Raw genomic sequence first — 26,764 nt, 5'->3', positions numbered from 1 at the left:
CTGACTTCATAAATTTTCTGCTTTCGTTACTGGTTGTCGATGGATAAACAAAAAGCTCTGAAAAAAATCGCCAAGTGCTTAGAACTGGGCAATTCCGCTAATGTTAATGAGGCTGCCAATGCTATCAAAATGGCACATCGCCTCATGCTTAAATATGGTCTCGATAAAGACGATATTGAGTTCATCAGAATGGGAAAAACACAATCTTCTCATCTGCTACCAGCGAACATCAGTTCTACCATATTGCGAGTGATTCGCGGCATTAACACAAAATTCGGTGTCGAAGCAGTATTGTTGAATCACAAAGGGCTCAAACGTGTCGAATTTATCGGTGAAGCAGATCGCGCTATTTTTGCTGCATTTGCTTTCGATATTGTTTATCGCGAGATGAACGAAAGTACCGGACAATTCCGAAACAGCTTTGCTGGCACCGGCACCTCTTCTCAGGAAGTGACTCGCCGTGTGAACTCATTTGTATCTGGCTGGGTGGAAGGCGCGATTGAAAAATTGCCAATTATTTCTCCAGATGAAGAGTCGGCCAATAAAATTAATGACTATATTGATAAAGAATTCCAAAACATTGACCGCGAAACGTTCAAGAAGCAATTGAAAGAAGCGATGAAAAACCTAACTGAAGACTACGAAGTGGGCTTAAAGAAAGGTAGAAAGGTTTCAGTTAACCGTGGAGTGGGCGGCGAACAAGCACGCAAAATGTTGGGCGATTCATCGAAATAGCCAGGATAGTAAAGGATTCACATAAGCAGCAATGACTTCGATGTCTATGGGGCTTACTTTGAGAGCTTTGGCAGTATTGATAGGAATTTTCTTACAGAAACTCTTATCAATCTTACTTTCTCATAACAAATATTAATGCTTGTTTATTCATAATTCGCATCCCATTATGAGGCATGGTTTCGCCTCAGTTTTATACGGAGATTTTCCCTTGAAAAAGATGCCTATTGCACTAGCTCTAGTGCTAGCTCTTACTGGCTGTCAAGCCACTCAACGCCAAAATGCAACAACGGGTGAATACGAAACTAACTCCACCACGCAAGGCGCGCTTATTGGTGCGATCGCTGGCGCAGCAATCGGCCTAGCAACGGGTGATGATGCTAAAGAACGTCGTCAGCATGCACTCATTGGTGCAGCCGCAGGCGGAGCGACTGGCGCTGGCGTTGGTTACTACTTTGACCAACAAGAAGCGGAATTACGTCGCGCTTTGCTAAACTCTGGCGTACAAGTTCAGCGTGTTGGTGAAAATCAGCTTTTACTGCGTATGGAAAACGGTATCGGCTTCTCTTCAAGCTCTTACCAGCTTGATGCTAGTATCCATAATACTCTACGCGGTGTTGCTCGCATCCTAGTTGAGTACCCAGATACCAGTCTCGTTATTGACGGTTACACGGATAGCACAGGTAGTGAGTCATACAACCAAACGTTGTCAGAGCGCCGTGCAGAGTCCGTACGTCAATTCCTAGTATCTCAAAACGTTGCACCTGGTCGTGCAATTGCACGCGGCTACGGCGAACGTAACCCAATTTGCTCAAACCAAACTTCTGAAGGTCGTGCGTGCAACCGTCGTGTTGAAATCCAGATCTTGCCACTGAAGTAATTTGGTTGCACCATAACGGTAATAATAAAAAATTACCGGAGCAGGCCTAACCATTATCGTTAGGCCTGACATATTAATGTCTGTCAAAACGTCTGCCCTACTCTGCTTATTTAGCCTCAGCTTTTCTGGCTACTCACTTGCCTCTCAAGCTCCAAATGACCCCATCGAACAATACGAGTACGCACAACAATTATTGGCATCAAACGAAGCTGAAGCCTCACCAGAAACGCGCTACTGGCTAGAGCAATCCGCCAACCAAGGTTACCTCCCTGCACAAAAACAGCTCGCGAACGACTTTGCTAAAGGGATAAATGGCGAAAAAAATGAAACACAAGCGTTATATTGGCTAACCTCTATCGCACTCAATGACCCAACCGATCGTGGCTTTCTTCTCGCTAACTTTATTCAGCGCAATCAAGATAAGGTCACAGCATCTCAATTGACTGAAGCTTTGTATCAAATGGCTTCTCAGCATAATCCAGCAGCAGAACAGGCTTATAATCAACTGTTAGAGCAGCGCTTCAACCAACTGCGAGCTAAACAAGTTTCGCAAATAAAGTCGCTCGATAAAAAGGCTGAGCAAGCACAGGAAGAGAAAAGCACAGTTGCAAACCCCAAAGTAGAACACTCGCCGTTTCTATGGCTGATTTGGCTAGCGGCGATACTCATCATCAGCGGCTTAAGTTTCCTCGTGATTAAAAAACTCAAGCAGAATAGAAAAGCGCGTGAAGCCAAAGAGGAAAGCCAAAATCAACGAATGGCGAAAAAAATAAAAGAGCTAGAGTTTACGAACAAGCAACTGAAACGCCAGCTAGAGAAAGTATTCAAAGAATTTAAGAAATCCAAAACCCAGGCAGAGAACCATAAGCTAAGCGTCGCGTGTGCTATGTTTGGCTACACACCACAACACATCCCTGATTTACAAGCAATCAAGCTACGCTATAGACAGCTATCAAAGCTTTATCATCCTGACACAAGAGGCAGTGAAGAAGAAATGAAGCGACTCAATCATGCCTTTAAGCTCGTCTCACAAAATGTTACAAAACAGTAAAAATAGGTCAGGATACTTTGGCTGCCATGCTTTTATTCCCATATAATCAAACACCGCAATCGATCTCCCTCTCAAAGAAATTAACAGACATTTAACTTAAGTCGCGCTTTTATGCCATAATGCCCGGCGCAAAATAACACCTAACGACTCAAATTAATCTAGGTGGGGAGAAAATCAATGTTCACTGAAGAAGGCACCTGTGATTGGTGTAAAAAACCTAGTCTTGTAACTCGTCACGATTATTTAGATGGCAAGCACCATTACTCATGTAAAGCTTGTTACGACATGGCAAAAATCGACGTGCGCCTATTTAACCAAGGCGAATTGCAAATGCGCGAACGCTTGCAACGAGCGAGCTAAGCAAGACGGAATCAATGGAACTGATTTTCAAAGGCGCCTTTTAAGGCGCTTTTTTGATCGGCCAAGCCTATTTCCAATTTCTATCTCGTATTCCCTCCTATCCTACATAGCACGTCGCATCGGTTATCAGCCCTCTCTTACTGTATACAAACCACTGTCCATGAAACAACACCTGTATATACAGTAGTAAACCCCTGTATGTATCTCGTCCAGTTTTCTACTCACCTCACATTTTTAAATTGATGTTAGACATATCAAAAATGAAAAACAACCACATAAATTCAATTACTTAGAATCAAATCCTTTTATTTCCTTCTCAAAAAACCGCAAATAACTTTTGAGAAACTGGTTGATCAGGTCACCAAAACAAACTACTGTATGCACATACAGCATGTATAAAGGAACAGTAAGATGCAGTTACAAAGTCAATCTCATACATACTCTCGTTACAACGTATTGGCACAAGCAACTAAGCCCATGGCCGTTTCGGATCAGCTTCTATCTAAGCTGGCTGTTTTATCGCAGCAGAAACAATGGATTTTGTTTACAGCAGACTGCCCTCGTCCAGACTTTGAACAACTCACTGCTTCTAATATTTGCTGTAAAAACATCATTCAGATGAAGCCGTCTCAACAGCTTTCTGAAGTGGAAATCGTGATTAAAGCTATTCAGTCTGGTAACGCTAGCGCTGTCGTCGCATCGAACAAGATTGCCCTAATGAATCAATCAATGCTTCGCGATATTGCTCAACGTTATCAGTGTGAAGTCTTTTTCGTCGAAGGCAGAGTTAATAAGTACCACTAACAAGATCGACGTTATCCATCCTGCATCTCGCCTCCTTTTTAAGGGGGCATTTTTTTGTATTAAAGAAAACAGGCAAACGTTTGCTTTTTCTCTGGCGAGTTAAAATAGTTCTGGTATGATGCCCACATTCGATTTATTCAGCGCCCACATTTTGCTGAATATCTTCTCTTTCTGACGTTTGATTAAGATGATAGGAATGTCGCAATGAGCCTTGCTAATCAAGTACTTGCCGTCAATGACGACCTGCCAATTCGCACCCATAAACCCGTTCATAGTGGAAAAGTTCGTTCAGTTTACTGGTTAACTGATGAAGACAGCGCCCGACTGATCAAAGAAAAAGGATACAATGTCGCGCCAGATGCGCCTTTGGCTATCATGGTGATTAGCGACCGAATCTCTGCGTTCGATTGTATTTGGCATGCTGAAGGTGGTCTTAATGGTGTCCCGGGTAAAGGGGCTGCGCTTAATGCGATTTCTAATCACTGGTTCAAACTGTTCAAAGAAAATGGCTTAGCAGATAGCCATATTCTAGACATTCCTCACCCATTTGTTTGGATTGTACAAAAAGCCAAACCGGTAAAAATCGAAGCCATCTGCCGCAAATACATCACGGGTTCGATGTGGCGCGCTTACGCAAATGGCGAGCGCGAGTTTTGTGGAATCCAACTTCCTGAAGGGTTAGGAAAAGACAAAGCACTGCCAGAGTTGCTAATGACCCCATCCACAAAAGGCATTCTAAAAGGCATTCCCGGTGTGCCAGAAGCGGATGACGTAAATATTACTCGTCAAAACATCGTAGACAACTACGAAGCATTTAACTTCTCAAGCGCTGACGATATCGCACTCTACGAAAAATTGCTGAAAGAAGGCTTTAACGTTATCAGCCAAGCGTTAGAAGAAATCGACCAAATCTTTGTCGATACCAAATTCGAATTTGGTTATGTTCATGATGCTGCTGGCAATGAAAAGCTGATTTACATGGATGAAGTGGGTACACCAGACTCGTCTCGTATATGGGATGCTAAAGAGTACCAAGCAGGTCACATCGTAGAGAACTCAAAAGAAGGTTTCCGCCAGTTCCTACTTAACCACTTCCCTGACCCAGATATCTTGCTAAACAAAGAACGTATGCCTGAGCGCGAAGCTCTCGCTCGTGATAATGCTTTGCCCGTCGAATCTTTGATGGCGATTTCGAGCACTTACATTGGTATTGCCGAGAAGATTACAGGCAAGCCGATTCATTTGAGTGAGAATCCGAAAGCGGAAATCATCGAGGTTCTGAGCAAAGAATACGGATTGATTGACTAGCACTGTCGCTAGATTGCTAAACGCTTTCCAATAAAAAGTCCGCACTAGCCTGCGGACTTTTTTCGTATTAGGCTCACCTTAGCCGATATTTAACGTAGTGCCATCTGTTGTAGAGGCTGACTTGGTCGTCACCTGATATGTTTTGTCTTTAATCGTTGATACGAAATACCAGGTCGACTCTGCCTTGTCGGGCGTAAAAGTAACGCGCATAAAGCCACGCTGTTTGATGTCTGCCCACTGTAATTCTGACACTAAGTGAGGCAACGTGTATTCCATTTGAGTGATCGCAACAGGGTCTAACGCGAGGTAGGCTTCTAACCCAGGGGAACTCACAGAGCTAGTCGCAAACTCTACCCCGATAGGATGCTTAGATACGTCTTTAAGCTCACTTGCCCATGCATTGTGCGTATCTCCTGCCAAACAGACAAAGTTACCACTGCTGGCTTTGGCCAGTTGATAAACGTTCTCTCGCTCAACGTAGTAACCATCCCATGCATCTAGGTTATATGGCAAAGCAATGGTATCTAAACTTGGGTCAGAGAGATAACCCGTAATCGCAGAGTTTACCGCTAATAACGCCTCTGTTTTTTGTTCTTCAGTGGCAGTAAACAATTGAAACATCGCGGTCATAACCGAACTTGGCAACTCCATACGAGACATTAACACTTGTTGCCCTAGCACATTCCAAGTTGCGTCGTGCGTACTGAACGCATCCATCAGCCAAGCGAGTTGGTCACCGCCTAACAGCTCTCGGTCTTGACTGCGCGACTGAGCAACTAAACCGCCAATAGCTTCCATCGTTGGTGAGCTGAGCGAGAAATAATCCAACGGTTTATCACGCCCCACAAGTCGCGTGTCGAGCATCATCAAATTGACTAAACTTCCAAACGAAAACTGACGGTAAATCAGCATGTTTGAGAAAGTGTTTTCACGAACGGGCAACCATTCTGTCCACGCGGCAGCCGCAGCTGCACGACGATCATTAAAGCTGCCTTCCTCTTCTTGATGGTTTTCCGCACCATTTTTCCAACTATCATTTGCAAGCTCATGGTCATCCCAGACTGCAATCATTGGTAGGCTCGCATGTAACGCTTGCAGATCAGCATCTTGGCGATATTGCGCATACCGTTTTCGGTAATCATCTAAGGTAATGCATTCAGTGCCTTTGCTTGGCTCTCGTCCTAGTGCCTCAGCATCTTCACTAGCGTAGCCACCAGCCCCATACTCATAAATGTAATCACCGAGATGAAGTACCACATCAAACGGTTCTTGTTCATGTTGATTTAAGATCTCTCGATACACATGGAAATAACCAGCAGGATAGTTTGCACAAGAAACAACGGCCATGGATGCCTTTTCTACACCACCCTCTGGTAATGTTTGAGTTTGCCCGACTTCGCTAGTGACATCTCCAACCATGAATCGATAGTAATAGTGAGAATTTGCGTTGAGGTTTTGAACATCAACTTTTACCGTGAAATCTCGGCTCGTGTCTGTGGCAAAAGTGCCACTTTGCACGATATCAGTAAAATTTTCGTTAGATGAAACTTGCCAGCTTACATCTGCGTAGCTCGCTGAGGTTGTAACACGAGTCCAAATGATTACTTGTGTTTGAGTAGGATCTCCACTCGCCACTCCGTGCTCAAAGGTAACCGCAACAGATTCACTAGCATCGCTACCACAGCCCACCAGCCCGGTAACAATCGCCGTTGAAGAGGCAGCTTTCATAAAGTCTCGACGAGACAAAGACATATTGACTTCCTTTCTTATTGTGTTTGTTTTTATGCCCAAATGACGTGGTGACTCAATCATCCTTGTGTGCCAATAAGGGACGTTAATTCGAACTTACAGTACCAACCACTTAGTCGGTAATTTGTCCTAAAAACACAAAGTTAGAAGCTAGTTATGACAATTGCATTTCCAAACGTTACATTTTTGTTAATTTAAGTGCAAATACTCTATATTCATCACACTTCCAAGACCTGTGACAAAAACCTCAAAATAAAAAAGCGACCTACTTTGAGGTCGCTTTTCATTGCACTATTGTTAAGTGGTACATCGATGAAGTGGAAATGCTCAGCCTAAAACTTGATGTTAAGGACATCTTGTTCTGACGTATCCACCTTCAACTGACTGCGAGATTCTATGTACTCGATTTGCTGAACATCGAGCGAATATGGCATAACGACTCGCAATTCATTGATCCCTTCATGTTTAGCTAACTGGGTTAAGCGGACCAAATTGGATTCATCACTTTTACGAGAAGACATCGATTTTAATGCGGCATCCCACAACCGATCTTCAGGCTTGCTCAATTCCGCAATGTTCTGTTTCCACATCAAACCGAAAATAGGCGCGATGGTGGCAAATGCCTCTAAGAAGGTCCATTTTTTACTACCTGTCGCCCCTAAAAAGCTAGTGTAGTCGAATTCAATGCACGTCTTTCCTTGTTGATCCATTCTATGCCCCCGACACTCGAAAATGAGATATACCAAATATCGTTCAACTGTTTTGATATAGCAATGGGATATAAAACATTCGTCTTTTATGCCCTAATTTACATACAAAAGGAAATATTAAAACCAGCTTTGTAACAACTGATGTACAGCTTCGCCATATATAAGCATTCAATTGATTAATATTTCAATTAAGAAACTAAAAACAACACGTAAGTAACGATATCAATATGAAATCATTATAGATTCACCAAGAAAATATCAATTCTTGTCACAACGTCATCCCCCGACCTACTTTACATCAATCACTCGACTGGCCTTTTTATACTGTATCTTCCAACCAGCCCAACGTGGCAGCTCCCAACGCTTCGGGTCTCCCTTACGGTTTCCCTCTCGATAAACGACCTGTACCAGCTTACGAGACGCGTAATACTCGACATCTAGTTGGAGTTCTGGCAGCGAAAGTTCTAAAGGGTACTGCTCCGTGAAATCGTCGTATTCCCATTCTGGAACACCGTTAAATTTTAAGTCTTCTGGTTCAAACAACGCCATATCATCGGTGTTTTCAACGCCTAATGTTTCCAACTGATCCTTTAACCAGCTAGAAAATGTCAAGGAGGCCAAGTCGTTAACCTCTTCTCCTTCGGCATTAAGGCCCAATGCGTTGTAGAGTTTCCAGTGTTGGATTTGCTGTTTTCTTTGAGAAGCAAAACCTGGTAACAGTGTCTCGTCTTCTATCATTTCGACAATAGACTGAACAGCAACATCACCTTTTAACGCTTGATGTTCAGTACAGATTGTTCGCCCGGCGTAGACCAGGTGCATTGTTGCTCTTGGGGTCTCCTCTTCATAATTCGTCTCACCTTGTTGCCACTCCCCAAATTCAAGTTCGCGTAATAATGTCAGCGGGATAGGCATCATAACCGATGCGAGGTTCAGTGTTTGCTTAACGCCTCGTCCTGGCACGCTATGGCTATCTAGCACGATTGCCGCTTCTTCTTTGTCAGGAAAGCGGCTGTTACGCCCAACCAGCATCTCGACTACGCCATTTCCTAGAGCATCCCTTCGACGAGCTCGTCGGACAAACACAAGCTCAGGGTGCAATGAGGCGATGGAGAAAAAGAGCGCTTCACGTTTATATCGAGAGGCAACGTCAAGTTCCGGTAATTCAAATACTTCTCGCATTTGTTTCGCTAAACCTTGTGCCTCTTCGAGTGCGCTGGCATCAATGACAATGCCCGGAAGTCGCTCCCCTCGAACCAAACGGATAAGCAAAGAGGCATCACACCCGTATGGTTCCTCTTGAGACAGAAGCTCAGCGACTTCACCACTTTGTCGCTGATAGAGCTGCGCAGTCACAGATAAGGCGGCAGCCAAATCAATCATTGCTTCCTTCTCTGGCTTCGCTTGAATTCTGGTAACGAGATCGGCAAACAGTGCATCAATAGGTAGTGGGTATACTTTTCTACCGTGCTGCGTGACATTGCCATCCTCATCAATCGCTTCCATAGATAACAACGTCGAATGAGATGCCTCTAGCGACTTTGGGGGAATTGAGTCGAGAAAATCGAGTGTTGAGAGACGGTACCCACAACAAGCCGCTGCCAGCATGGGCTCGACGAGCTCTTCTCTGTGTAATTCTGGAGGTGTCACCAACTCTAAAGGCGCGTGCTCACCATATAGACGAATACAAGCCCCTTCGGTAACGCGACCTGCTCGCCCCATTCGCTGCGCGGCACTGGCCTTAGAAATGTTGGTTAATGTCAGTGCTGTACGTCCATTTCGTTGTACAGTTCTGCGCTCTAAACCACTATCGATTACCACACGGATATTAGGAATGGTCAGAGAGGTTTCCGCGACGTTGGTTGCCAATACGACTTTCCGTTGCTTTTGTACCGTCAGCGCACGATGTCGTTCTTCATCACTGACCGAGGCATGAAGTTTAACCACCATGACATCACTGCTGCTTTGTAGGATCTGCGCGCATTGGGCGATCTCTTTACGTTCTGGGAGAAAAACAAGAATATCGCCATCTTCATCTTCCAGTGCTTCTTTTACCGCTCCGACAACTTCCTGTTCATATCCCTTTTTGTTCGGTAAATAGCGGCTGTCTGTAGAACGATGTGTCACCGTGACTGGAAAGCAACGTCCCTCCGAACGCAGACGCTTAGCATTCAGGTAACGAGCAAGCTTTTCGCCTTCTAAGGTAGCGGAAGTGACGATCAATCGATGTTGATTTTCTTGCTTCAAAATGGCGGTTAATAGATCAATATCCCAGCGTCGCTCGTGAAATTCGTCCACTATCACGATATCAAAGTCTGCTAGCTTGTTTTCCGAAAACCAACGCAGTGCAACCCCCGGAGTGACAAATACAACTTCGGTTTTTTCATCAAAATAGGCATGAAGCTTGATCGCGTAACCGACTTTGCGACCTATTGGCTCTCCAGATTGCTCCGCAAGAAATTCAGCCAGCGAGGTACAAGCAATTCGACGTGGTTCAATAACCAGAACGCGTCCGTGTTTTGCCGCCCACATGGGCAAGCGGGTAGATTTACCCGACCCGGTTTCGGCTTCCACCACAAGATGGTTAAGGCTTACATGATGGTCAAACTCAGCTTGCAGGCTGTCGATAGGTAGTTGAAACATAGAAATTGGATTTGATTTGATGATGCAAAACATTATACCCAAGTAAAAAAAATCCTGCTTTAGGTATCTCTAAACAACCAATATTGCTGATATTTTCGTCGGTATCTGAATTTTTTTGCGACATTACATTGATGTGCATCAACGCATGTTTACAACTAAATAGTGAACCCGTTAAAATTTGGTGCGCATCCTTCAACCCTACATAAGGCACCCAATGAACAACGATAAACGCCCACTATATATTCCATATGCGGGTCCGGCTCTTTTAGCAACCCCTCTTTTGAACAAAGGCAGTGCATTCTCTGCTGAAGAACGTAGTTCATTCAACTTAGAAGGTCTGCTTCCAGAGTCGACCGAAACTATCCAAGAGCAGGTGGAACGTGCCTACCAGCAATACAAAAGTTTCGAAAGCGATATGGATAAACACATTTATCTGCGTAATATCCAAGACACCAACGAAACATTGTATTACCGCCTAGTGCAAAATCACATTTCTGAGATGATGCCTATCATCTACACGCCGACTGTTGGCGCAGCATGTGAAAACTTCTCTAACATTTACCGTCGTGGTCGCGGTCTGTTCATTTCATACCCGAACCGTGACCGTATTGACGACTTGCTGAACAACGCAGCAAACCACAACGTTAAAGTGATTGTTGTGACAGATGGCGAACGTATCCTTGGCTTGGGTGACCAAGGTATCGGCGGTATGGGTATTCCTATCGGTAAACTATCACTATATACCGCGTGTGGTGGTATCAGCCCTGCTTACACGCTACCAATCGTGCTTGATGTGGGTACCAATAACCCGCAACGCTTAGCTGATCCGATGTACATGGGTTGGCGTCATCCTCGTATTACGGGTGCAGAATACGATGCATTTGTAGAAGAGTTTATCCAAGCGGTACAGCGCCGTTGGCCTGATGCTTTGATCCAGTTCGAAGACTTTGCTCAGAAAAATGCGATGCCTCTTCTAGAGCGTTACAAAGACCGCGTGTGTTGCTTCAATGATGATATTCAGGGTACTGCAGCTGTTACTGTTGGTTCTCTACTTGCAGCTTGTAAAGCAGCAGGAACTCAGCTTTCTAAACAACGTATTACCTTCCTAGGGGCAGGGTCTGCTGGTTGTGGTATCGCAGAAGCGATCATCGCACAAATGGTATCGGAAGGAATTTCTGACGAGCAAGCTCGCTCACAAGTTTACATGGTTGACCGTTGGGGTCTGTTACAAGAAGGCATGCCTAACCTTCTTGATTTCCAACAACGCTTGGTGCAAAAGCATACCAATACGAAAGAGTGGGAAAATGAAGGAAATGGCTTCTCACTACTCGATGTTATGCGTAACGCCAAGCCAACGGTATTAATTGGTGTTTCTGGTGCGCCTGGCCTATTTAGCCAAGAAGTCATCGAAGAAATGCATAAACACTGTAAGCGTCCGATTGTCTTCCCACTGTCGAACCCAACAAGCCGCGTGGAAGCGACACCGAACGACATCATTCGTTGGACAAATGGTGAAGCACTGGTTGCAACAGGTAGCCCATTTGAGCCAGTGGTTCATGAAGGTCGCACTTACCCTATTGCACAATGTAACAACAGCTACATCTTCCCAGGCATTGGCCTTGGTGTACTTGCTGTCAATGCAAAACGTGTCACTGACGAGATGCTAATGGAATCAAGCCGCGCGCTCGCAACATGTTCTCCTCTAGCAATCAACGGTCGTGGGGCTCTACTTCCACCACTAGAAGAGATCCACTTAGTATCGAAAAAAATCGCATTTGCCGTTGGTAAAAAGGCAATTGAACAAGGTGTCGCATTAGAAATTACTGATGAAGCATTGAACGTGGCGATTGAACAGTCGTTCTGGCAACCTGTTTACCGCCGCTACAAACGCACTGCGTTCTAAGCTTGAGACAATTCGTTTAATAATTAGCCCCTACCATATAGGGGCTTTTATTTTTTATCATCCTAACCAGATTTTGGCATAAATGGGCTTCTCTCTTTTTGTTTCTATCAGATATGATGAGAGCTACATTTTTAGTTAAGGATATAAAACGTTTTGTTGTTTTCTCGCATAAGATCAAAGTGGAAGCTGAAATTTTCCTGGAAGCGATTTGCTTTGATTTTGTCGATCTCTGCACTTAGTCTGCTTGTTTCTGTTATTGCCATCGACCGATGGGTGGTTTTACAAGCCAAAGAGAGCATTTTCACTGAATACGAGCAAATCCCTCAACATGAGGTTGCCGTAGTTCTTGGTACCAGTAAGTACATCGGAAAGATCCTCAACACTTACTACACTCATCGCATTAATGCGGCGATTGAGCTTTACAACCAAGGCAAAGTAAAACAGTTTTTATTGAGTGGCGATAACGCCCACCGTTCATACAACGAACCGTGGACAATGAAACGCGATTTACTTAAAGCAGGCGTGCCTGAAGAAGTGATTCACCTTGATTATGCTGGCTTTCGTACCTTAGATTCGATTGTACGAGCAAAAAAAATTTTTGCTTCGGAGCGATTTCTGATTGTGACTCAGCGCTTTCACTGTGAACGCGCACTGTTCATCGCTGATGCTTACAGCATTGATGCGCAGTGTCTCGCGGTAGCAGGGCCGACGGCCAACAAGCAAAAAACATCGATGCGTGTTCGAGAACTGCTAGCCCGTGTGAAAGCGTTTTTAGACCTGTATATTATCAATACGCAGCCTAAGTTCCTTGGCCCTCAAGAACCTATCGTTGCAGTAAAAGAGCCAAATAAAGCAGCTAACGAGCCTCTTCAAGTCCCCGTCGAATAGAGGAATAACGTGGCTCACAAGCCTAGTAACATTTCTATAAAACAAATGGGTAGTTTTCTACCCATTTCCAATTCTCAACATCACACTTTCTAATTTGCTCTACGATTCAGGCAAAACTCTTTTTCGCATTCAAAGTAACATTTCATCAATAAATAACTACAAGTCAGTTACTTTGCCATAAAAAAACCGACAAAAGGCAATGCAAAAGGAGCACTACCCATGACCGCACTCGCTGTGACATTGAAGAATTGGTTCTTCACTCGCAACAGCATGATTTTGAACGCGAATATCCTATTGTTCATTATCTTGTTTAATACCTTACCCTTTGAACCACAAGTAGTAACCGGCCTGAGCATCTTAGTTTTTGTTGCTATTTTGTGGCTAACCGAAGCGATTCACGTCAGCATTACTGCGCTGCTCATACCACTACTTGCGGTATTTTTGGGTGTGTTCAACACTCAAGCCGCACTGAATAACTTTTCCAACTCCATCATTTTTCTATTTTTGGGTGGTTTTGCACTAGCTGCGGCTCTACATAAACAAAAGTTAGATCAAGCTATTGCAGATAAAGTACTATTGCTGGCAAGAGGAAAAATGTCTGTCGCTGTATTCATGCTATTTGGTGTGAGTGCTGGCCTGTCAATGTGGATTTCAAACACCGCCACCGCCGCGATGATGTTACCGCTTGTGCTGGGTGTGATGACAAAGCTAGACGCCAAGAAAAACCACAACACCTTTTTGTTTGTTCTACTCGGTATCGCTTACAGTGCTTCAATTGGTGGTATTGCAACACTGGTTGGTAGCCCACCAAACGCAATTGCAGCAGCTGAAGTTGGCCTTAGCTTCACTGAATGGATGAAGTTTGGTGTACCTATTTCCCTAGTATTAATGCCAATCGCTATCCTCGTATTGTACACGATGACTAAGCCTGACCTTAGCCATAAGTTTGACCTTGACCATCAACCAGTCGAATGGACAAACGGCAAAATGATTACGTTGGCGATTTTCTTACTGACCGTAACTTTGTGGATATTCAGTAAGCCTATTAACGCTATGCTGGGTGGCTTCGCGAAGTTCGATACTCTTGTAGCCATTGGCGCCATCCTTCTACTTGGTGCTTCTCGCGCCGTCGAGTGGAAAGATATTGAGAAAACAACCGACTGGGGTGTGTTAATCCTATTTGGTGGTGGTATCTGTCTGAGTAACGTCCTAAAAGCAACCGGAACAAGCGTATTTTTGGCTCATAGCTTGTCAGGCTTCCTTGAGCAAGCCGGTATTCTCTTAACGATTCTTGCAGTGGTTGCTTTTGTTGTCTTCTTAACTGAGTTTGCGAGTAACACCGCCAGTGCTGCGCTACTTGTCCCTGTATTTGCGACCATTGCAGAAGCCTTAGGCATGTCTCCGGTTATTCTCTCTGCACTGATTGCCGTCGCTGCATCTTGTGCATTTATGTTACCTGTTGCAACACCTCCAAACGCGATTGTGTTCGGTACGGGTCATATCAAGCAAAAAGAAATGATGCGAATTGGTTTCGTATTAAACATTGCCTGTATTGCTGCACTAACGCTTTTCGCTTGGTTGTTCTGGTAAAAATAGCAAGTTCGATTAGCACTACACTGCTGCTCACGGTAATCGTATCGATAACCCAAACTTCCCCCCTAAGTGGTGTTCAGCAGTTTCCCTCTTGGTGGCCAGTTGGCCACCTTTTTTCTTTCCTTTTAGTGAACGGCTATCAGGCTTGCTTCTTTTCGCAAGCAAGTAAACCATAATGAGCTTCCACTCGGTTGCGACCATTGCGCTTCGCCTGATACAGCACTTCGTCAGCTCTCGCCATGGTTTCTGAGACGCGTTCATTCTGCATTTGGGCAACGCCAATACTGCAAGTTAATGATTCACCGTGCACCCACAAATGATCCTCCACATTTTTGCGAATCATTTCTGCCTTCTCTAACGCTTGTTCAATATTGGTATCAGGGCAAAATACGACAAACTCTTCGCCGCCCCAACGAACGAGTCGATCGTCTGAGTAAATAGAAGTCGCTACCACCATGACAAATTCGCGCAATATGTCATCCCCCATTTGGTGTCCAAATTTGTCGTTCACCTTTTTAAACTTATCCAAGTCCAAATAGAGAATACTGAAGGTGTTATGCCCCCAGCGAACCTGACGAGATTGTTGTTCCAGCCAGTGTTGCACAGCATATCGGTTCATCGCGCCCGTCAAAGCATCTCGATGCGCTAGCTCTGCAAACTCATAGTTTTGAGCTCGCAAAGTATCATTCACCTTTTCCAAATGACGGTGACGCTTTTGCGCTTTTTCATAAGCCACTCTATTTTTTCGTAACTCATGCAGTGAAAAAGCCAGTCCAAGCGCCATCCAAGAGAGTAATAATGCATACAACAATGTTTCTTGCGCAAGGTAAGCGCCTTCAAACTCAATTTTATCAATCACAATTCTATGTTTACCAAGTGCCGCACCAGACCCAGTTGCAATATCAATACGTGTGATGTTTGAAAATTCAGGTGCAGAGTGCTCAATCGCGACTCCGTTATCTGCTAACCACCAGGTCATCACCTGAAGATTTTTAATCGGAATTTCGACAATATCGCTCGAACCCGACGGAGAAAACTGCATGCCATTATATTTAATGGTGTACTCGTCGTCCGGCTTAGAATACTCAGAATTATAATTGCGAAGATACAAACGTAGGTCGTGGCTAGGGTTAGCCCCTATTCCTGCCTCTTCATATCGCACCTTCAATCGAATCGTATGGTAGTTGGAAAGGTCAATACCCTGTGTTGGCGTTGCTGAATCGGTATAAACCGAGATTCCGCAGTAAGGCCAAGCATACGAGCTCTGCTTTAGTTCACAGCTAAGGACTAGGCTTTGCCGATCGTATGTGATATCTGCCTCACTCACACCTCCTTCACTGGCATCTTTAGTTGCATAGATATTGAAATGCTCAGGTGTAATGGTCAGCTTTCGCGTATCGCCAAGCACACTATAAAGGGCAACCAAACTGATAGTGCAAATAGAAAGAGCAAAGATAAAGTTATGGATCCACTTCATGGGCAAGTGACCTGCTGAGATTATACAATACGTGGGGTTCAATAATTTCAAAAATGAAATCAAGGTGATTTATCAAGAAATAAAATCGCTTTTTCATTCAATTCTTAGTTTTGACACATGGTAGCGGATTTTGAACCGTTATCACGTTTTAAAATTTCTAAAAAGTGCAGCCCAACTTCTATTTGCGAAGCATTTCACAGCCATAATTTTTAGAAAATAAAACACGATGCATAATAATTTAGTGCAAGACATTTACTTTAAAGCTCCTGTCAACCCTGCATCTCTTCTCCACTTCAGTATATACTGTGCAAAAACACAATAATGAGTAATGTCATGTCATTAATTGCAACTGGCACGCTAAACAAAATGCGTGCTTCTCTGGACGGTGCCGTCAACTACCGTCTTCCTGTCGGTGAGGAAGAAATCGACTTAACTCCTTTTCTGGGTAAAACGCTCACACTGACTCACACTGGCAATATTTTTTGTTGCTCATGTGGAAAGAAAACGAAAAAGAGTTATTCGCAAGGCCACTGTTTTGTATGCATGAAAAAGCTAGCAAGCTGCGACATGTGTATCATGAAGCCAGAGACCTGCCACTACGATCAAGGGACTTGTCGCGAACCACAATGGGGTGAAGAGAATTGCATGGTGGATCACTTTGTCTACCTGTCCAACACATCCAGCTTAAAAGTTGGTATTACTCGTCATACTCAAATCCCGACTCGTTGGATTGACCAAGGCGCGACTCAGGGCTTGCCAATTTTTAAAGTAAAAACTCGCCATATCTCCGGTTTAATTGAAGTTGAACTGGCGAAACATATCGCAGACAAGACCAATTGGCGCACACTGCTAAAAGGTGACGGTGAACCTATGGCATTGCAGGACCGTTTTGCTGAGCTATTGCCTTTAGTCGAAGAGAAAATTGCCGAGATAAAACAGCAATTCGGCGAAGATGCCATTGAAGTATTAAACGAAAGCATTACCGACCTTAGCTACCCGGTACAACAGCACCCAACGAAGATCACTTCGCATAACTTCGATAAAAACCCGGTTGTTACTGGCACTTTGCAAGGCATCAAAGGTCAATACCTCATCTTTGATACCGGCGTTATTAATGTAAGAAAATTCACTTCCTATGAAGTTGAAGTTAGTGAGTAATCGCTTGCAGAACGCGTTGATTCAAATAAAAATGAAAAAAGCTCGAGTTTGACTCGAGCTTTTGTTTTTCTATTAGGAAGAAATCGTTAGTTATGCGTCAAGGATGCTTTCTAGCACATCGAATAACATATCGACTTCTTCTATTGTGTTGTAATGCATACAACCAATTCGCACTACACCACCCGATTCTTCTAAACCAAGTTGACGAACTAAGCCCAACGCATAAAAGTGACCATTCCATACACAAATGTTATGTTCACCCAGTGTTTTCGCGATGAACTCTGGAGAATATCGGTCAAACGTTAGCGCAAAAGTTGGCGTGCGGAGTTGGCTATCTTCCTTTGCGATACCGAATAGATTGACACCATCTAATGCATTCAAACGCTGCAAGAAACGCTCACTCAAGCGCTGCTCATGTTGTTCATACAGTTGGTAGCTTTGCTCCAATCGTTGGCGAAGAGGTAAACCGACTTCACCAAATTGAGCCAGATACTCAACCGCAGAAACGACACCAGCAAGACCTTCAAAACTTTGCGTTCCTGTTTCAAATCGACCAGGGCCTATATTAGTGGCAGGCTCGACTTTGTAAGGGCGAATACTGTGGAGCCACTGATCGGCTATGTAAGCAATACCAACGTGCGGTCCGAAAAACTTGTAAGCTGAGCAAGCTAAAAAGTCACAACCTAACGCTTGAACATCAACCAAATGATGAGGCGCATAATGGACGGCATCCACATAAACTTGTGCCCCAACATTGCGCGCCATGCTGACTACTTGCTGTACATCCACAATAGAGCCCGTCGTGTTCGATGCATAAGTCACAGCGACAAGGCGAGTTTTATCAGAAAGAAGGCGGCTTAAATGCTCCATATCCAGCGTACAATCTTCTTCGTTGATACGAACTTGATGAACCGTAACGCCTTTATCTTCTGCCGCTTGCTGCCAGCTGGATACATTTGAATAGTGATCCAAAGCGGAAACAATGATCTCATCTCCTGCTTGCCAATCTCGACTAATCGCGCGACTAAGCTGAAAGGTTAGCGAGGTCATATTGGCACCGAAGACAATATTGCCAGATGAAGGTGCATTAAGTAGAGCCTGAGCCGACTCACGCGCATTTTGCATTACGTCAACGGTCACTTGGCTAGAAAAATAATGCCCGCCTAAGTTAGCGTTGAAACGACCTAAATACCCTACCATGCTGTCTAGTACTGATTGAGGCACTTGTGAGCCACCTGGACCATCAAAAAACGTCACGGGCTTGTCGTTGTGGTATTGAGCCAACGCCGGAAATTGCTCTCTGATCTGATTAAGATTGAAGTTCATTACGCTTATCCGTAGCCGTGAGTACAAATACATCCATATGGCCCGCTTCGTCATCAATAACAGAGCGGATTGGGCACGCGTTATGCCACAGCTTGCTATCAGCCAAGATTGCGACCTCTCCGGTTTCTAGCACTTTACGGAAAAATGGGGCTTGGTTATGGCTGCTGTACAGCATGATGTCGCCACCGATGATGTTATGGCGTCCCACACCAACCATTGCAATGTGATCAAAACCGTCTTGGTGCACACCTTCAGGTGCTACTTGGGTTTCTTCTTCCAGTGCCCTGATACGGATTTGGTGAATTTCTATTTCTTGACCGTTTGGCAGATGATTCGCATTGACAAACAATTCACACATTTCTCGAAAGCCATCGCTGGTAAGAATATCCTTCTCAATTGGCTCGAATTGTCTTACTACATCACCTTGAAATCGGTTGATATCAGAGGATTGAACAAAGCTATTTTTATTTAAGTCGATGACTTTGCCGTTATCAAAACCAACCACAGAATAACGTCGTAGTCGATACTGACCATCTGCATGTTCGGTACGAGGCAGTTCTTCAAACGATGGGGAAAGCTGCTCAATTGCTGCCATGCTGAGCTGTGTTAAATGTAGAGTATTCTCACGTGAATGTAACATCATTTGCTCCTTTAATGAGGCACATTAATTAACATTTAATTTACACACTAGGTTACGCAAATATTCTGCAATTGCCAGCTTTTAACGTTGATAGCTTCAACAAAATGACAAAAACGACATAACAAACCAAATAAAGCCACAAAAACAGAGCCATGTTTCAGTTTTACGCTTTGGCAATATTTGAAACTAGACTTCTCTACTACGAATAGAATTTTATGCTAGAAGTCAACGTTCTCTATCAATATTTAGTGGGTTCTAATCTATAACCAATTATTCGATCACAATCGTTGTTTATGCTTTTAAAGCACTAAGAATTTCCATACAATCGAGGGAAATGTTACGCCCTTTTTGGAGCCATAATGAGCGACGTAAAACACTGTAAATTATTAATTCTTGGTTCTGGTCCTGCAGGATACACAGCTGCCGTCTACGCAGCGCGTGCAAACTTAAACCCTGTGCTTGTGACGGGAATGCAACAAGGTGGTCAGCTAACCACCACAACTGAAGTTGAAAACTGGCCAGGCGATGCTGAGGGACTGACAGGTCCAGCATTGATGGATCGCATGAAAGAACACGCCGAGCGTTTCGAAACTGAAATCGTATTTGATCACATCAATGAAGTAGAGCTATCACAACGCCCATTTCGTTTAAAAGGCGACTCAGGTGAGTACACTTGTGATGCCTTAATCATATCTACCGGCGCATCAGCAAAATACCTTGGCCTTGAGTCTGAAGAAGCATTTAAAGGTCGCGGCGTTTCTGCTTGTGCAACCTGTGACGGTTTCTTCTACCGTAATCAGAAAGTTGCAGTTGTGGGCGGTGGTAACACGGCTGTTGAAGAAGCGCTATACCTATCTAACATTGCGTCAGAAGTTCACCTGATCCACCGTCGCGATTCATTCCGCGCAGAGAAGATCCTTGTGAAACGTCTGATGGATAAAGTTGAAAGCGGTAATATCGTTCTTCATACCGATCGTACTCTCGATGAAGTACTGGGTGACGATATGGGCGTAACGGGCGTCCGCATTAAAGACGTGAACAGCGGTGCGACAGAAGATATCGATGTAATGGGTGCATTCATCGCAATTGGCCACCAGCCAAACACACAAATCTTTGAAGGCCAAGTAGACATGAAAGATGGCTACATCATCGTTCAATCAGGTCTTGAAGGCAACGCAACACAAACTAGTATCGAAGGTGTATTTGCAGCTGGCGACGTAATGGACCACAACTACCGTCAAGCGATCACCTCTGCAGGTACAGGTTGTATGGCTGCATTAGATGCTGAACGTTTCTTAGACTCACTTGGTGACAAATAACTTTTCACATTTGTGTCATATCCTTAAAGCCCAGCGGTATTCCCGCTGGGTTTTCTTTTGTATACTACCGCCTCATTAAAACAATTATCATTAAGCCTTCACGATGGATAAGAAAAAGCAAAGCAGCTTGAATAAGTGGCTGAAGCAACAAAGTAAGTTAGCCAAGCGCTGGCTTATGATTGCGATAGGCCTAGGCGTACTTTCAAGCGTGTTTTTATTGGCTCAAGCAGCCCTGCTCGCCTCCATTCTGCACCAGTTAATCATTGACCAAGTCGACAAAGCCGACCTCATTTGGCATTTTGTTGGGCTCGGTGGCACGGTTATCGGTCGAGCTGCTTGTACCTGGGGTCGAGAGCTTGCCGGTTACCGTTGCGGGGAGCAAATTCGAGTTTATATTCGCCAACTCATTTTAGATAAAGTTCATAAACTTGGGCCAGCTTACATCAAAGGCAAACCTGCTGGCAGTTGGGCAACGCTCATCTTAGAGCAGGTAGAAGATATGCAAGATTTCTTCTCACGCTACTTGCCTCAAATGTCATTATCGGTACTAGTGCCTTTCATCATTTTGGTTGTCGTATTCCCAGTAAACTGGGCAGCAGGCTTGATCTTCCTGGTCACTGCACCACTGGTGCCTATTTTCATGGCACTGGTTGGGATGAAAGCCGCAGAAGCAAACCGTAAAAACTTTAAAGCGATGCAGCGTTTGTCGGGTCACTTTTATGACCGCTTGCAAGCAATGACAACCATTCGCTTATTCGATAGAACAAAATCTGAAACTGAGACGCTAAAGGGTGCTTCAGAAGTCTTTCGTACTCGTACCATGGACGTTCTGAAAATCGCGTTTCTGTCTTCTGCGGTGTTAGAGTTTTTCACTTCCATTTCTATCGCAATTACCGCTGTCTACTTTGGCTTTAGTTATATCGGGGAGCTGGACTTCGGCTACTACGGCACAGGTGTTACGCTCTTTGCTGGTTTGTTCATTCTGATTCTTGCGCCAGAGTTTTATCAGCCATTACGTGATTTGGGCACGTTCTATCATGCGAAACAGCAAGCGGTTGGCGCAGCAGAAAGCATTGTCGAGTTTCTGGATTTGGAAGTCGATCAAATCAAAGATGGTACCCAAGCGTTAGATAAAAACAGCCCTATCCATATTGAAGCGAACCAGTTAACCATTTTTAGTCCGGAAGGTAAGCAGCTCGCAGGTCCCCTATCCTTCTCTCTTGAAGCCAACAAAAGTACGGCTTTAGTTGGACCAAGTGGCGCAGGTAAAACAAGCTTGGTAAACACCATCCTCGGTTTCATGCCTTATCAAGGTAGCTTGAAGATTAATGGTTGTGAATTGTCGCAACTGGATCTAGCCACATGGCGAGAGGCAGTAAGCTGGATTGGTCAAAACCCGATGCTATTACACGGTAGCATTCGAGATAACATCACACTAGGTAAGCACAATATTCAGGATGCAGACGTACATTCTGTGTTGAATGACTCTCACGCTGCTGAATTTGTTGAAATGCATGGGTTGGATTATCCGATATCTGATCGTTCTGGTGGTTTATCTGTCGGCCAAGCGCAGCGTTTAGCACTGGCTCGCGCCATGCTACAAAATGGTCGTTTTTGGTTATTAGATGAACCAACCGCAAGCTTAGATGCTCGCAGTGAAAAACTCGTGATGGAAGGCATTAACAAGTATGCGCATGCCACAACAAATTTGATGATTACTCACCAACTTGCGCCTTTACAAAACGTATCGCAAATTCTTGTTATGCAGGACGGCCAGATTGTTCAACGTGGTGATTACGCCACACTGTCGACAGAAGATGGCTTATTTAAAGACATGTTGGAAGCGAACCTCGCACAACGTGAAACAGACAAGGGGAACTTAGATGCGTGATTTACTCCCTTATCTAAAACTCTATAAGAAACACTGGTTTGGTCTTTCGCTAGGTATGCTACTGGCATTTCTGACCTTAGCGGCATCTATTGGCTTATTAACGCTATCAGGTTGGTTTATTTCAGCCGCAGCGGTGGCAGGCTTGACGGTTGCTCGTGAGACCTTCAACTACATGTTACCAGGTGCCGGGGTACGCGGCGCTGCAATGGCTCGAACCGCAGGTCGATGGGGAGAACGTGTCGTTAGCCACAATGCAACGTTCAAGCTGCTTACCGATCTACGTATCTTCTTCTTTAAGAAACTTGCACCACTGATTCCGGGTCGTGTTTCTACGATGCGTGATGCCGATCTGCTCAACCGCCTAGTAGCGGACGTAGATGCGATGGATCACGTTTACCTTCGACTTATCAGCCCTGTCGTGATTGGTATTTTTGGCATATTGAGTTTAACGGCTGTCCTGGCGTTCTTTGATTGGCATCTCGCCTTACTGCTTGGTTCGATTCTTACCGTCATGTTGTTTGTATGGCCGGTGCTGTTCTATAAACTGGGTAAAAACAATGGCGAGAATCTCACTCATCATAAAGCGCAATTGCGAGTGGCGACACTGGACTGGCTTCAAGGCTACAGCGAACTGAGTATCTTTGGAGCAGAAGAACGTTATCGTAATCTCATTCTAGAGAAGCAGAAGCAGTTGCTGTCTAACCAGTTTGTGAACGCGAATTTAACGGGCATGGCTTCAGGCCTGCTTATGCTGGTGAACGGCATTACACTGGTTGTGATGCTTTGGTTTGCTGCAGACGGCGTAGGTGGTCGTGCTCCTGATCCTTGGATTGCGCTGTTTGCGTTTGCAACCATGGCGAGCTTTGAGATTCTGATGCCTATCGCGGGCGCATTCCAGTATCTCGGTCAAACGTTGACTTCTGCTCGTCGTTTAAATGAAGTAATTTTGGCTGAACCTGACGTTGTCTTCCCTGAGCAGTCGAAACATAAAGACACAACGTTAGACATTGAATTCGACAACATAGATTTTACTTACCCTGACGGTCAGCAAAAGGTGCTGAAAGACTTGTCACTCTCACTACCGTTGGGCACTAAAACTGCAATTGTAGGTCAAACAGGTTCAGGTAAATCAACACTGATTCAGCTTCTTTGCCGCTACTGGGATGTTAACCAAGGTGAAGTTCGAATCGGTGGTACAAAACTGCAAGATTGGAGCGAGTCGGACCTGCGAGCAGCAATGACTGTGGTCAGTCAACGCGTAGATGTACTAAACGGGACACTACGTGACAACTTACTCATGGCCGCTCCGGATGCAAGTGATGAGCAACTGTCTACTATTTTACAAAAAGTCGAACTTGGCGGACTTCTTGAAGAGCCGGGGTTAGACGCTTGGTTAGGCGACGGCGGTCGTCAGTTATCTGGTGGTGAGAAACGTCGAATCGGTATTGCTCGAGCATTGCTACGTGATGCCCCAATCCTACTCTTAGATGAACCGACTGAAGGCCTCGATAAGCGTACGGAACAAAAAGTGATGGCGCTTTTCAATGAACACTTTGCTAATAAGACAGTAGTATTCATTACACACCGACTGATAGAGCTAGAAAGTATGGATAGCATCTGTTTGATGGAACAAGGTGAGATCATCGAACAAGGCGACCATCCAACGCTACTCGCTCAAAAAGGTCGTTACTACCAGCTATTACAATCTCTATAATTCGATTTTCAGTGACGAGAAGGGCTCATCAAACGATGAGCCCTTTTGTTATTCCTGTATTATTAGTTACCTAATTAAGCACGTATACAGTGCTGATTTACCGACCAGATTTTTTGAGATAAGCCGCCATTTCATCTTCCGGAACCATGCCCCCACCTGTTGCCCAAACAAGATGTGTTGCGTTTTTGAGTTTTTCTTCGTCAAATTTCATTCGAGACTGATAAGCATGGTTATTCGAGACGTGCACTGCCCCAATCATACCGGCTAATGCAGAAGGCTCTAGATTAATACCTTCCAGTTCACTTAACTCACCCAAGTGGTGATACATACGAGCGTCATCAATGGTGTAAAAACCATCAAGTAGCCTTTCCATCGCTCTTCCGACAAATCCCGAGGCACGACCTACTGCCAAACCATCAGCGGCGGTAATGTTATCGATACCCAAATCTTGCACCGAAATATCGTCATGCAAGCCTGTATGCACGCCCAACAGCATGCACGGTGAGTGCGTTGGCTCTGCGAAAATACAGTGAACATGCTCGCCAAATGCTACCTTCAAGCCAAATGCCACCCCACCAGGTCCACCGCCAACACCACAAGGAAGATAAACAAACAATGGATGATGCTCATCAACCACGATTCCCAAGTCATCAAATTGCTGCTTAAGACGCTCACCCGCAACAGAGTAACCTAGAAACAGCGTCCGTGAGTTTTCATCATCGATAAAGAAACAGCTGGGATCTTTTTCTGCCTCTTTACGACCTTGCGCGACAGCAATACCATAATCTTCCTGGTGCTCTACGACATTAACACCATGTGACCGGAGCTTATTTTTCTTCCATTCCCGCGCATCCGCAGACATGTGGACTGAAACTGAAAAACCCAGCTTCGCACTCATGATGCCGATGGACATACCAAGATTGCCGGTTGAGCCAACCGCAATACTGTACGGCTTAAAAAACTGCCGAAACTCATTGCTGAACAATTTGCTGTAATCATCGCGTTCATAGAGCAAGCCGGCTTCAAACGCCAACTTTTCTGCATGAGTGAGCACTTCATAAATACCACCTCTCGCTTTGATCGAACCAGAAATTGGCAAATGACTGTCTTTTTTGAGCATTAAACGGCCCAATATTGGCGTGTCGTATTGCTGCTCCAAACGCACTTTCATATTGGGAATATCCACCACTGGGGACTCAATAATGCCACGCGACGTTTCCGTTTCGGGAAACGCTTTCATCAAATAAGGCGCAAATCGTGCTAGCCGTTCACTCGCCGCTTGAATATCTTTTTCATCTAACCCGACATGAGGTAAACCTTCCTCCAAGGAAGTGATATGGGGGTTGAACCAACAAACCTCTTCAAGATCAATAAGTGCAGCCAAGAGTGGGAACTGCTTAGTCAGCACTTCAATATTTGCCTTGGTCATTTTACCTTTCTGGAATGATGTGAGTTGAAATAAACAAAAGCGCCGCAATAGCGACGCTTTGGAGAACAACTATCAGTTTGAGCTTACGCGTAGTTTTTCTCAAACTCTTGCATGAAGTCTACTAACGCTTGAACACCTTCTAGCGGCATTGCGTTATAAATGGATGCTCGCATACCACCAACTGCTCGGTGACCTTTTAGCGCTTTCAGCCCTTTAGAGTCTGCTAACTCAAGGAAGGTTGCATCCAGTTCAGGCTTAGCAAGTTGAAATGGAACGTTCATCAAAGAACGGTTCGCTGAGTGCACGCCATTACGGTAGAAATCAGACTGATCGATGTAATCATACAGTAGCGCGGCTTTAGCGCGGTTCACTTGCTCAATCGCTTTTACTCCGCCCTGTGCCTTCAGCCATTTGAAAACAAGACCAGACAGGTACCATGCAAAGGTTGGTGGCGTGTTGAACATTGATTCTTTTTCTGCCAAAACAGTGTAATCCAAAATACTTGGTAGTACCTGCTTCGCCATACCTAATAAATCATCGCGCACGATAGCAATAGCAATGCCGGAAGGACCAATATTTTTCTGAGCGCCCGCGTAAATCACACCGTATTTCGACACATCAATTTCACGAGAAAGAATTGTCGAAGACATGTCAGCAACAATCGGTTTGTCGGTGATAGGAAGATCGTTAATCTCAATACCATCAATGGTCTCATTTGGACAGAAGTGAACGTAAGCCGCTTCTGGAGCAATTTTCCATTCACTTGCAGGTAGAACCGCGACTTTCCCGTTGATTTCTGTTTTTGCATCAAACACGTCTGGTTCGCAGTATTTTTTCGCTTCAGCTACCGCGCTTTCAGCCCAATAACCACCATCGATGTAAGTTGCCGTATCGGCATCACCAAGTAAGTTTAGAGGAACAGCAGCAAACTGAGCACGAGCACCACCTTGGCAGAACAGCACTTTATAGTTGTCCGGAATATTCAGAAGATCACGTAAATCCTGCTCGGCTTCTTCTGCAACTTTGATGAACTCTTTGCTTCGGTGGCTGATTTCCATGACCGAAGTACCAAGGCCTTGCCAATCGATTAGTTCCTGTTGTGCTTGCTGCATAACTGCTTTAGGCAGACCTGCTGGCCCTGCACTGAAGTTAAATACGTTGTCCGTATTTTGTTCCATGATGCTCATTG

The 26,764-nt window shown here is 44.7% G+C and carries 21 protein-coding genes; 13 read left to right on the top strand and 8 right to left on the bottom strand.

Annotated features, from left to right (window positions below; translation table 11 throughout):
- Window positions 1-39: 39 nt before the first annotated feature.
- The 6 genes from R7P67_RS08335 to R7P67_RS08310 all read left to right on the top strand — a co-directional run bounded on the left by R7P67_RS08335 (window position 40) and on the right by R7P67_RS08310 (window position 5,135).
- Complete coding sequence (locus R7P67_RS08335) at window positions 40-735, top strand: DUF2786 domain-containing protein (protein ID WP_005377954.1); 696 nt, start codon at window positions 40-42, stop codon at window positions 733-735.
- Between the two features lie 217 nt (window positions 736-952).
- Window positions 953-1,612: an OmpA family protein gene (locus tag R7P67_RS08330; RefSeq protein ID WP_005377956.1), complete on the top strand. Its 660-nt coding sequence runs from the start codon at window positions 953-955 to the stop codon at window positions 1,610-1,612.
- A 76-nt stretch (window positions 1,613-1,688) separates the two neighbouring features.
- On the top strand, window positions 1,689-2,663 hold the full coding sequence (locus R7P67_RS08325) for a J domain-containing protein (RefSeq protein ID WP_262652494.1): 975 nt from the start codon (window positions 1,689-1,691) through the stop codon (window positions 2,661-2,663).
- Between the two features lie 177 nt (window positions 2,664-2,840).
- Window positions 2,841-3,023: a hypothetical protein gene (locus R7P67_RS08320; RefSeq protein WP_005377960.1), complete on the top strand. Its 183-nt coding sequence runs from the start codon at window positions 2,841-2,843 to the stop codon at window positions 3,021-3,023.
- 411 nt (window positions 3,024-3,434) lie between these two features.
- Window positions 3,435-3,827, top strand: coding sequence for a SulA-like leucine-rich domain-containing protein (locus R7P67_RS08315; protein WP_130546007.1), 393 nt, complete (start codon window positions 3,435-3,437; stop codon window positions 3,825-3,827).
- Between the two features lie 204 nt (window positions 3,828-4,031).
- Window positions 4,032-5,135, top strand: a complete 1,104-nt coding sequence (locus R7P67_RS08310; RefSeq protein WP_237305962.1) for a phosphoribosylaminoimidazolesuccinocarboxamide synthase — start codon at window positions 4,032-4,034, stop codon at window positions 5,133-5,135.
- Between the two features lie 78 nt (window positions 5,136-5,213).
- Here R7P67_RS08310 and R7P67_RS08305 read toward each other — a convergent pair whose 3' ends face one another.
- From R7P67_RS08305 to R7P67_RS08295, 3 genes are all read right to left on the bottom strand, one after another.
- Window positions 5,214-6,887 (bottom strand): alkaline phosphatase D family protein, encoded by a 1,674-nt coding sequence (locus R7P67_RS08305; RefSeq protein WP_025766835.1) that lies wholly within the window; start codon window positions 6,885-6,887, stop codon window positions 5,214-5,216.
- A gap of 329 nt (window positions 6,888-7,216) precedes the next feature.
- Window positions 7,217-7,594 carry a hypothetical protein gene (locus tag R7P67_RS08300; RefSeq protein ID WP_005377965.1) on the bottom strand — a complete coding sequence of 126 codons (378 nt, stop codon included), beginning with the start codon at window positions 7,592-7,594 and terminating at the stop codon, window positions 7,217-7,219.
- A 288-nt stretch (window positions 7,595-7,882) separates the two neighbouring features.
- Window positions 7,883-10,237 carry a helicase-related protein gene (locus R7P67_RS08295; RefSeq protein ID WP_318085934.1) on the bottom strand — a complete coding sequence of 785 codons (2,355 nt, stop codon included), beginning with the start codon at window positions 10,235-10,237 and terminating at the stop codon, window positions 7,883-7,885.
- A 214-nt stretch (window positions 10,238-10,451) separates the two neighbouring features.
- On the opposite strand from R7P67_RS08295, the gene R7P67_RS08290 reads away from it, so the two are divergent.
- From R7P67_RS08290 to R7P67_RS08280, 3 genes are all read left to right on the top strand, one after another.
- Window positions 10,452-12,140: an NAD-dependent malic enzyme gene (locus R7P67_RS08290; protein ID WP_005377977.1), complete on the top strand. Its 1,689-nt coding sequence runs from the start codon at window positions 10,452-10,454 to the stop codon at window positions 12,138-12,140.
- 153 nt (window positions 12,141-12,293) lie between these two features.
- On the top strand, window positions 12,294-13,028 hold the full coding sequence (locus R7P67_RS08285; protein WP_005388862.1) for a vancomycin high temperature exclusion protein: 735 nt from the start codon (window positions 12,294-12,296) through the stop codon (window positions 13,026-13,028).
- A 219-nt stretch (window positions 13,029-13,247) separates the two neighbouring features.
- A complete protein-coding gene (locus tag R7P67_RS08280) occupies window positions 13,248-14,618 on the top strand; it encodes an SLC13 family permease (RefSeq protein ID WP_017634863.1) in 1,371 nt (456 codons plus the stop codon).
- 142 nt (window positions 14,619-14,760) lie between these two features.
- Here R7P67_RS08280 and R7P67_RS08275 read toward each other — a convergent pair whose 3' ends face one another.
- Complete coding sequence (locus R7P67_RS08275) at window positions 14,761-16,098, bottom strand: GGDEF domain-containing protein (RefSeq protein ID WP_031781257.1); 1,338 nt, start codon at window positions 16,096-16,098, stop codon at window positions 14,761-14,763.
- Between the two features lie 333 nt (window positions 16,099-16,431).
- On the opposite strand from R7P67_RS08275, the gene R7P67_RS08270 reads away from it, so the two are divergent.
- Window positions 16,432-17,256, top strand: a complete 825-nt coding sequence (locus R7P67_RS08270; RefSeq protein WP_005377984.1) for a DUF2797 domain-containing protein — start codon at window positions 16,432-16,434, stop codon at window positions 17,254-17,256.
- A gap of 90 nt (window positions 17,257-17,346) precedes the next feature.
- On the opposite strand, the gene R7P67_RS08265 is transcribed toward R7P67_RS08270, so the two are convergent.
- Window positions 17,347-18,582 (bottom strand): cysteine desulfurase-like protein, encoded by a 1,236-nt coding sequence (locus tag R7P67_RS08265; RefSeq protein WP_258515146.1) that lies wholly within the window; start codon window positions 18,580-18,582, stop codon window positions 17,347-17,349.
- Complete coding sequence (locus tag R7P67_RS08260; RefSeq protein ID WP_005377989.1) at window positions 18,566-19,222, bottom strand: 2OG-Fe dioxygenase family protein; 657 nt, start codon at window positions 19,220-19,222, stop codon at window positions 18,566-18,568. Before R7P67_RS08260 ends, R7P67_RS08265 begins: the two co-directional genes overlap by 17 nt.
- A 359-nt stretch (window positions 19,223-19,581) precedes the next feature.
- Here R7P67_RS08260 and trxB point away from each other — a divergent pair, with 359 nt between their 5' ends.
- The 3 genes from trxB (at window position 19,582) to cydC (ending at window position 24,146) form a co-directional block, all read left to right on the top strand.
- The gene (gene trxB, locus R7P67_RS08255) at window positions 19,582-20,541 is read left to right on the top strand and encodes a thioredoxin-disulfide reductase (protein ID WP_005377991.1); all 960 of its coding nucleotides are present in this window, start codon (window positions 19,582-19,584) and stop codon (window positions 20,539-20,541) included.
- A 103-nt stretch (window positions 20,542-20,644) separates the two neighbouring features.
- Entirely contained in the window at window positions 20,645-22,432 is a 1,788-nt protein-coding gene (cydD, locus tag R7P67_RS08250) for a heme ABC transporter permease/ATP-binding protein CydD (RefSeq protein ID WP_104979019.1), read from the top strand.
- Window positions 22,425-24,146: a heme ABC transporter ATP-binding protein/permease CydC gene (cydC, locus tag R7P67_RS08245; RefSeq protein WP_085569571.1), complete on the top strand. Its 1,722-nt coding sequence runs from the start codon at window positions 22,425-22,427 to the stop codon at window positions 24,144-24,146. The genes cydD and cydC overlap by 8 nt, the downstream gene beginning before the upstream one ends.
- A gap of 97 nt (window positions 24,147-24,243) precedes the next feature.
- On the opposite strand, the gene R7P67_RS08240 is transcribed toward cydC, so the two are convergent.
- A complete protein-coding gene (locus R7P67_RS08240; RefSeq protein ID WP_262652495.1) occupies window positions 24,244-25,575 on the bottom strand; it encodes a D-serine ammonia-lyase in 1,332 nt (443 codons plus the stop codon).
- Window positions 25,576-25,658: 83 nt separating this feature from the next.
- Window positions 25,659-26,753 carry a 3-phosphoserine/phosphohydroxythreonine transaminase gene (gene serC / locus R7P67_RS08235; RefSeq protein WP_005378000.1) on the bottom strand — a complete coding sequence of 365 codons (1,095 nt, stop codon included), beginning with the start codon at window positions 26,751-26,753 and terminating at the stop codon, window positions 25,659-25,661.
- Window positions 26,754-26,764: the final 11 nt, after the last annotated feature.

The sequence above is a fragment of the Vibrio sp. Vb0937 genome (assembly GCF_033338855.1).
This window is presented reverse-complemented; position numbering and strand designations above follow the sequence as displayed.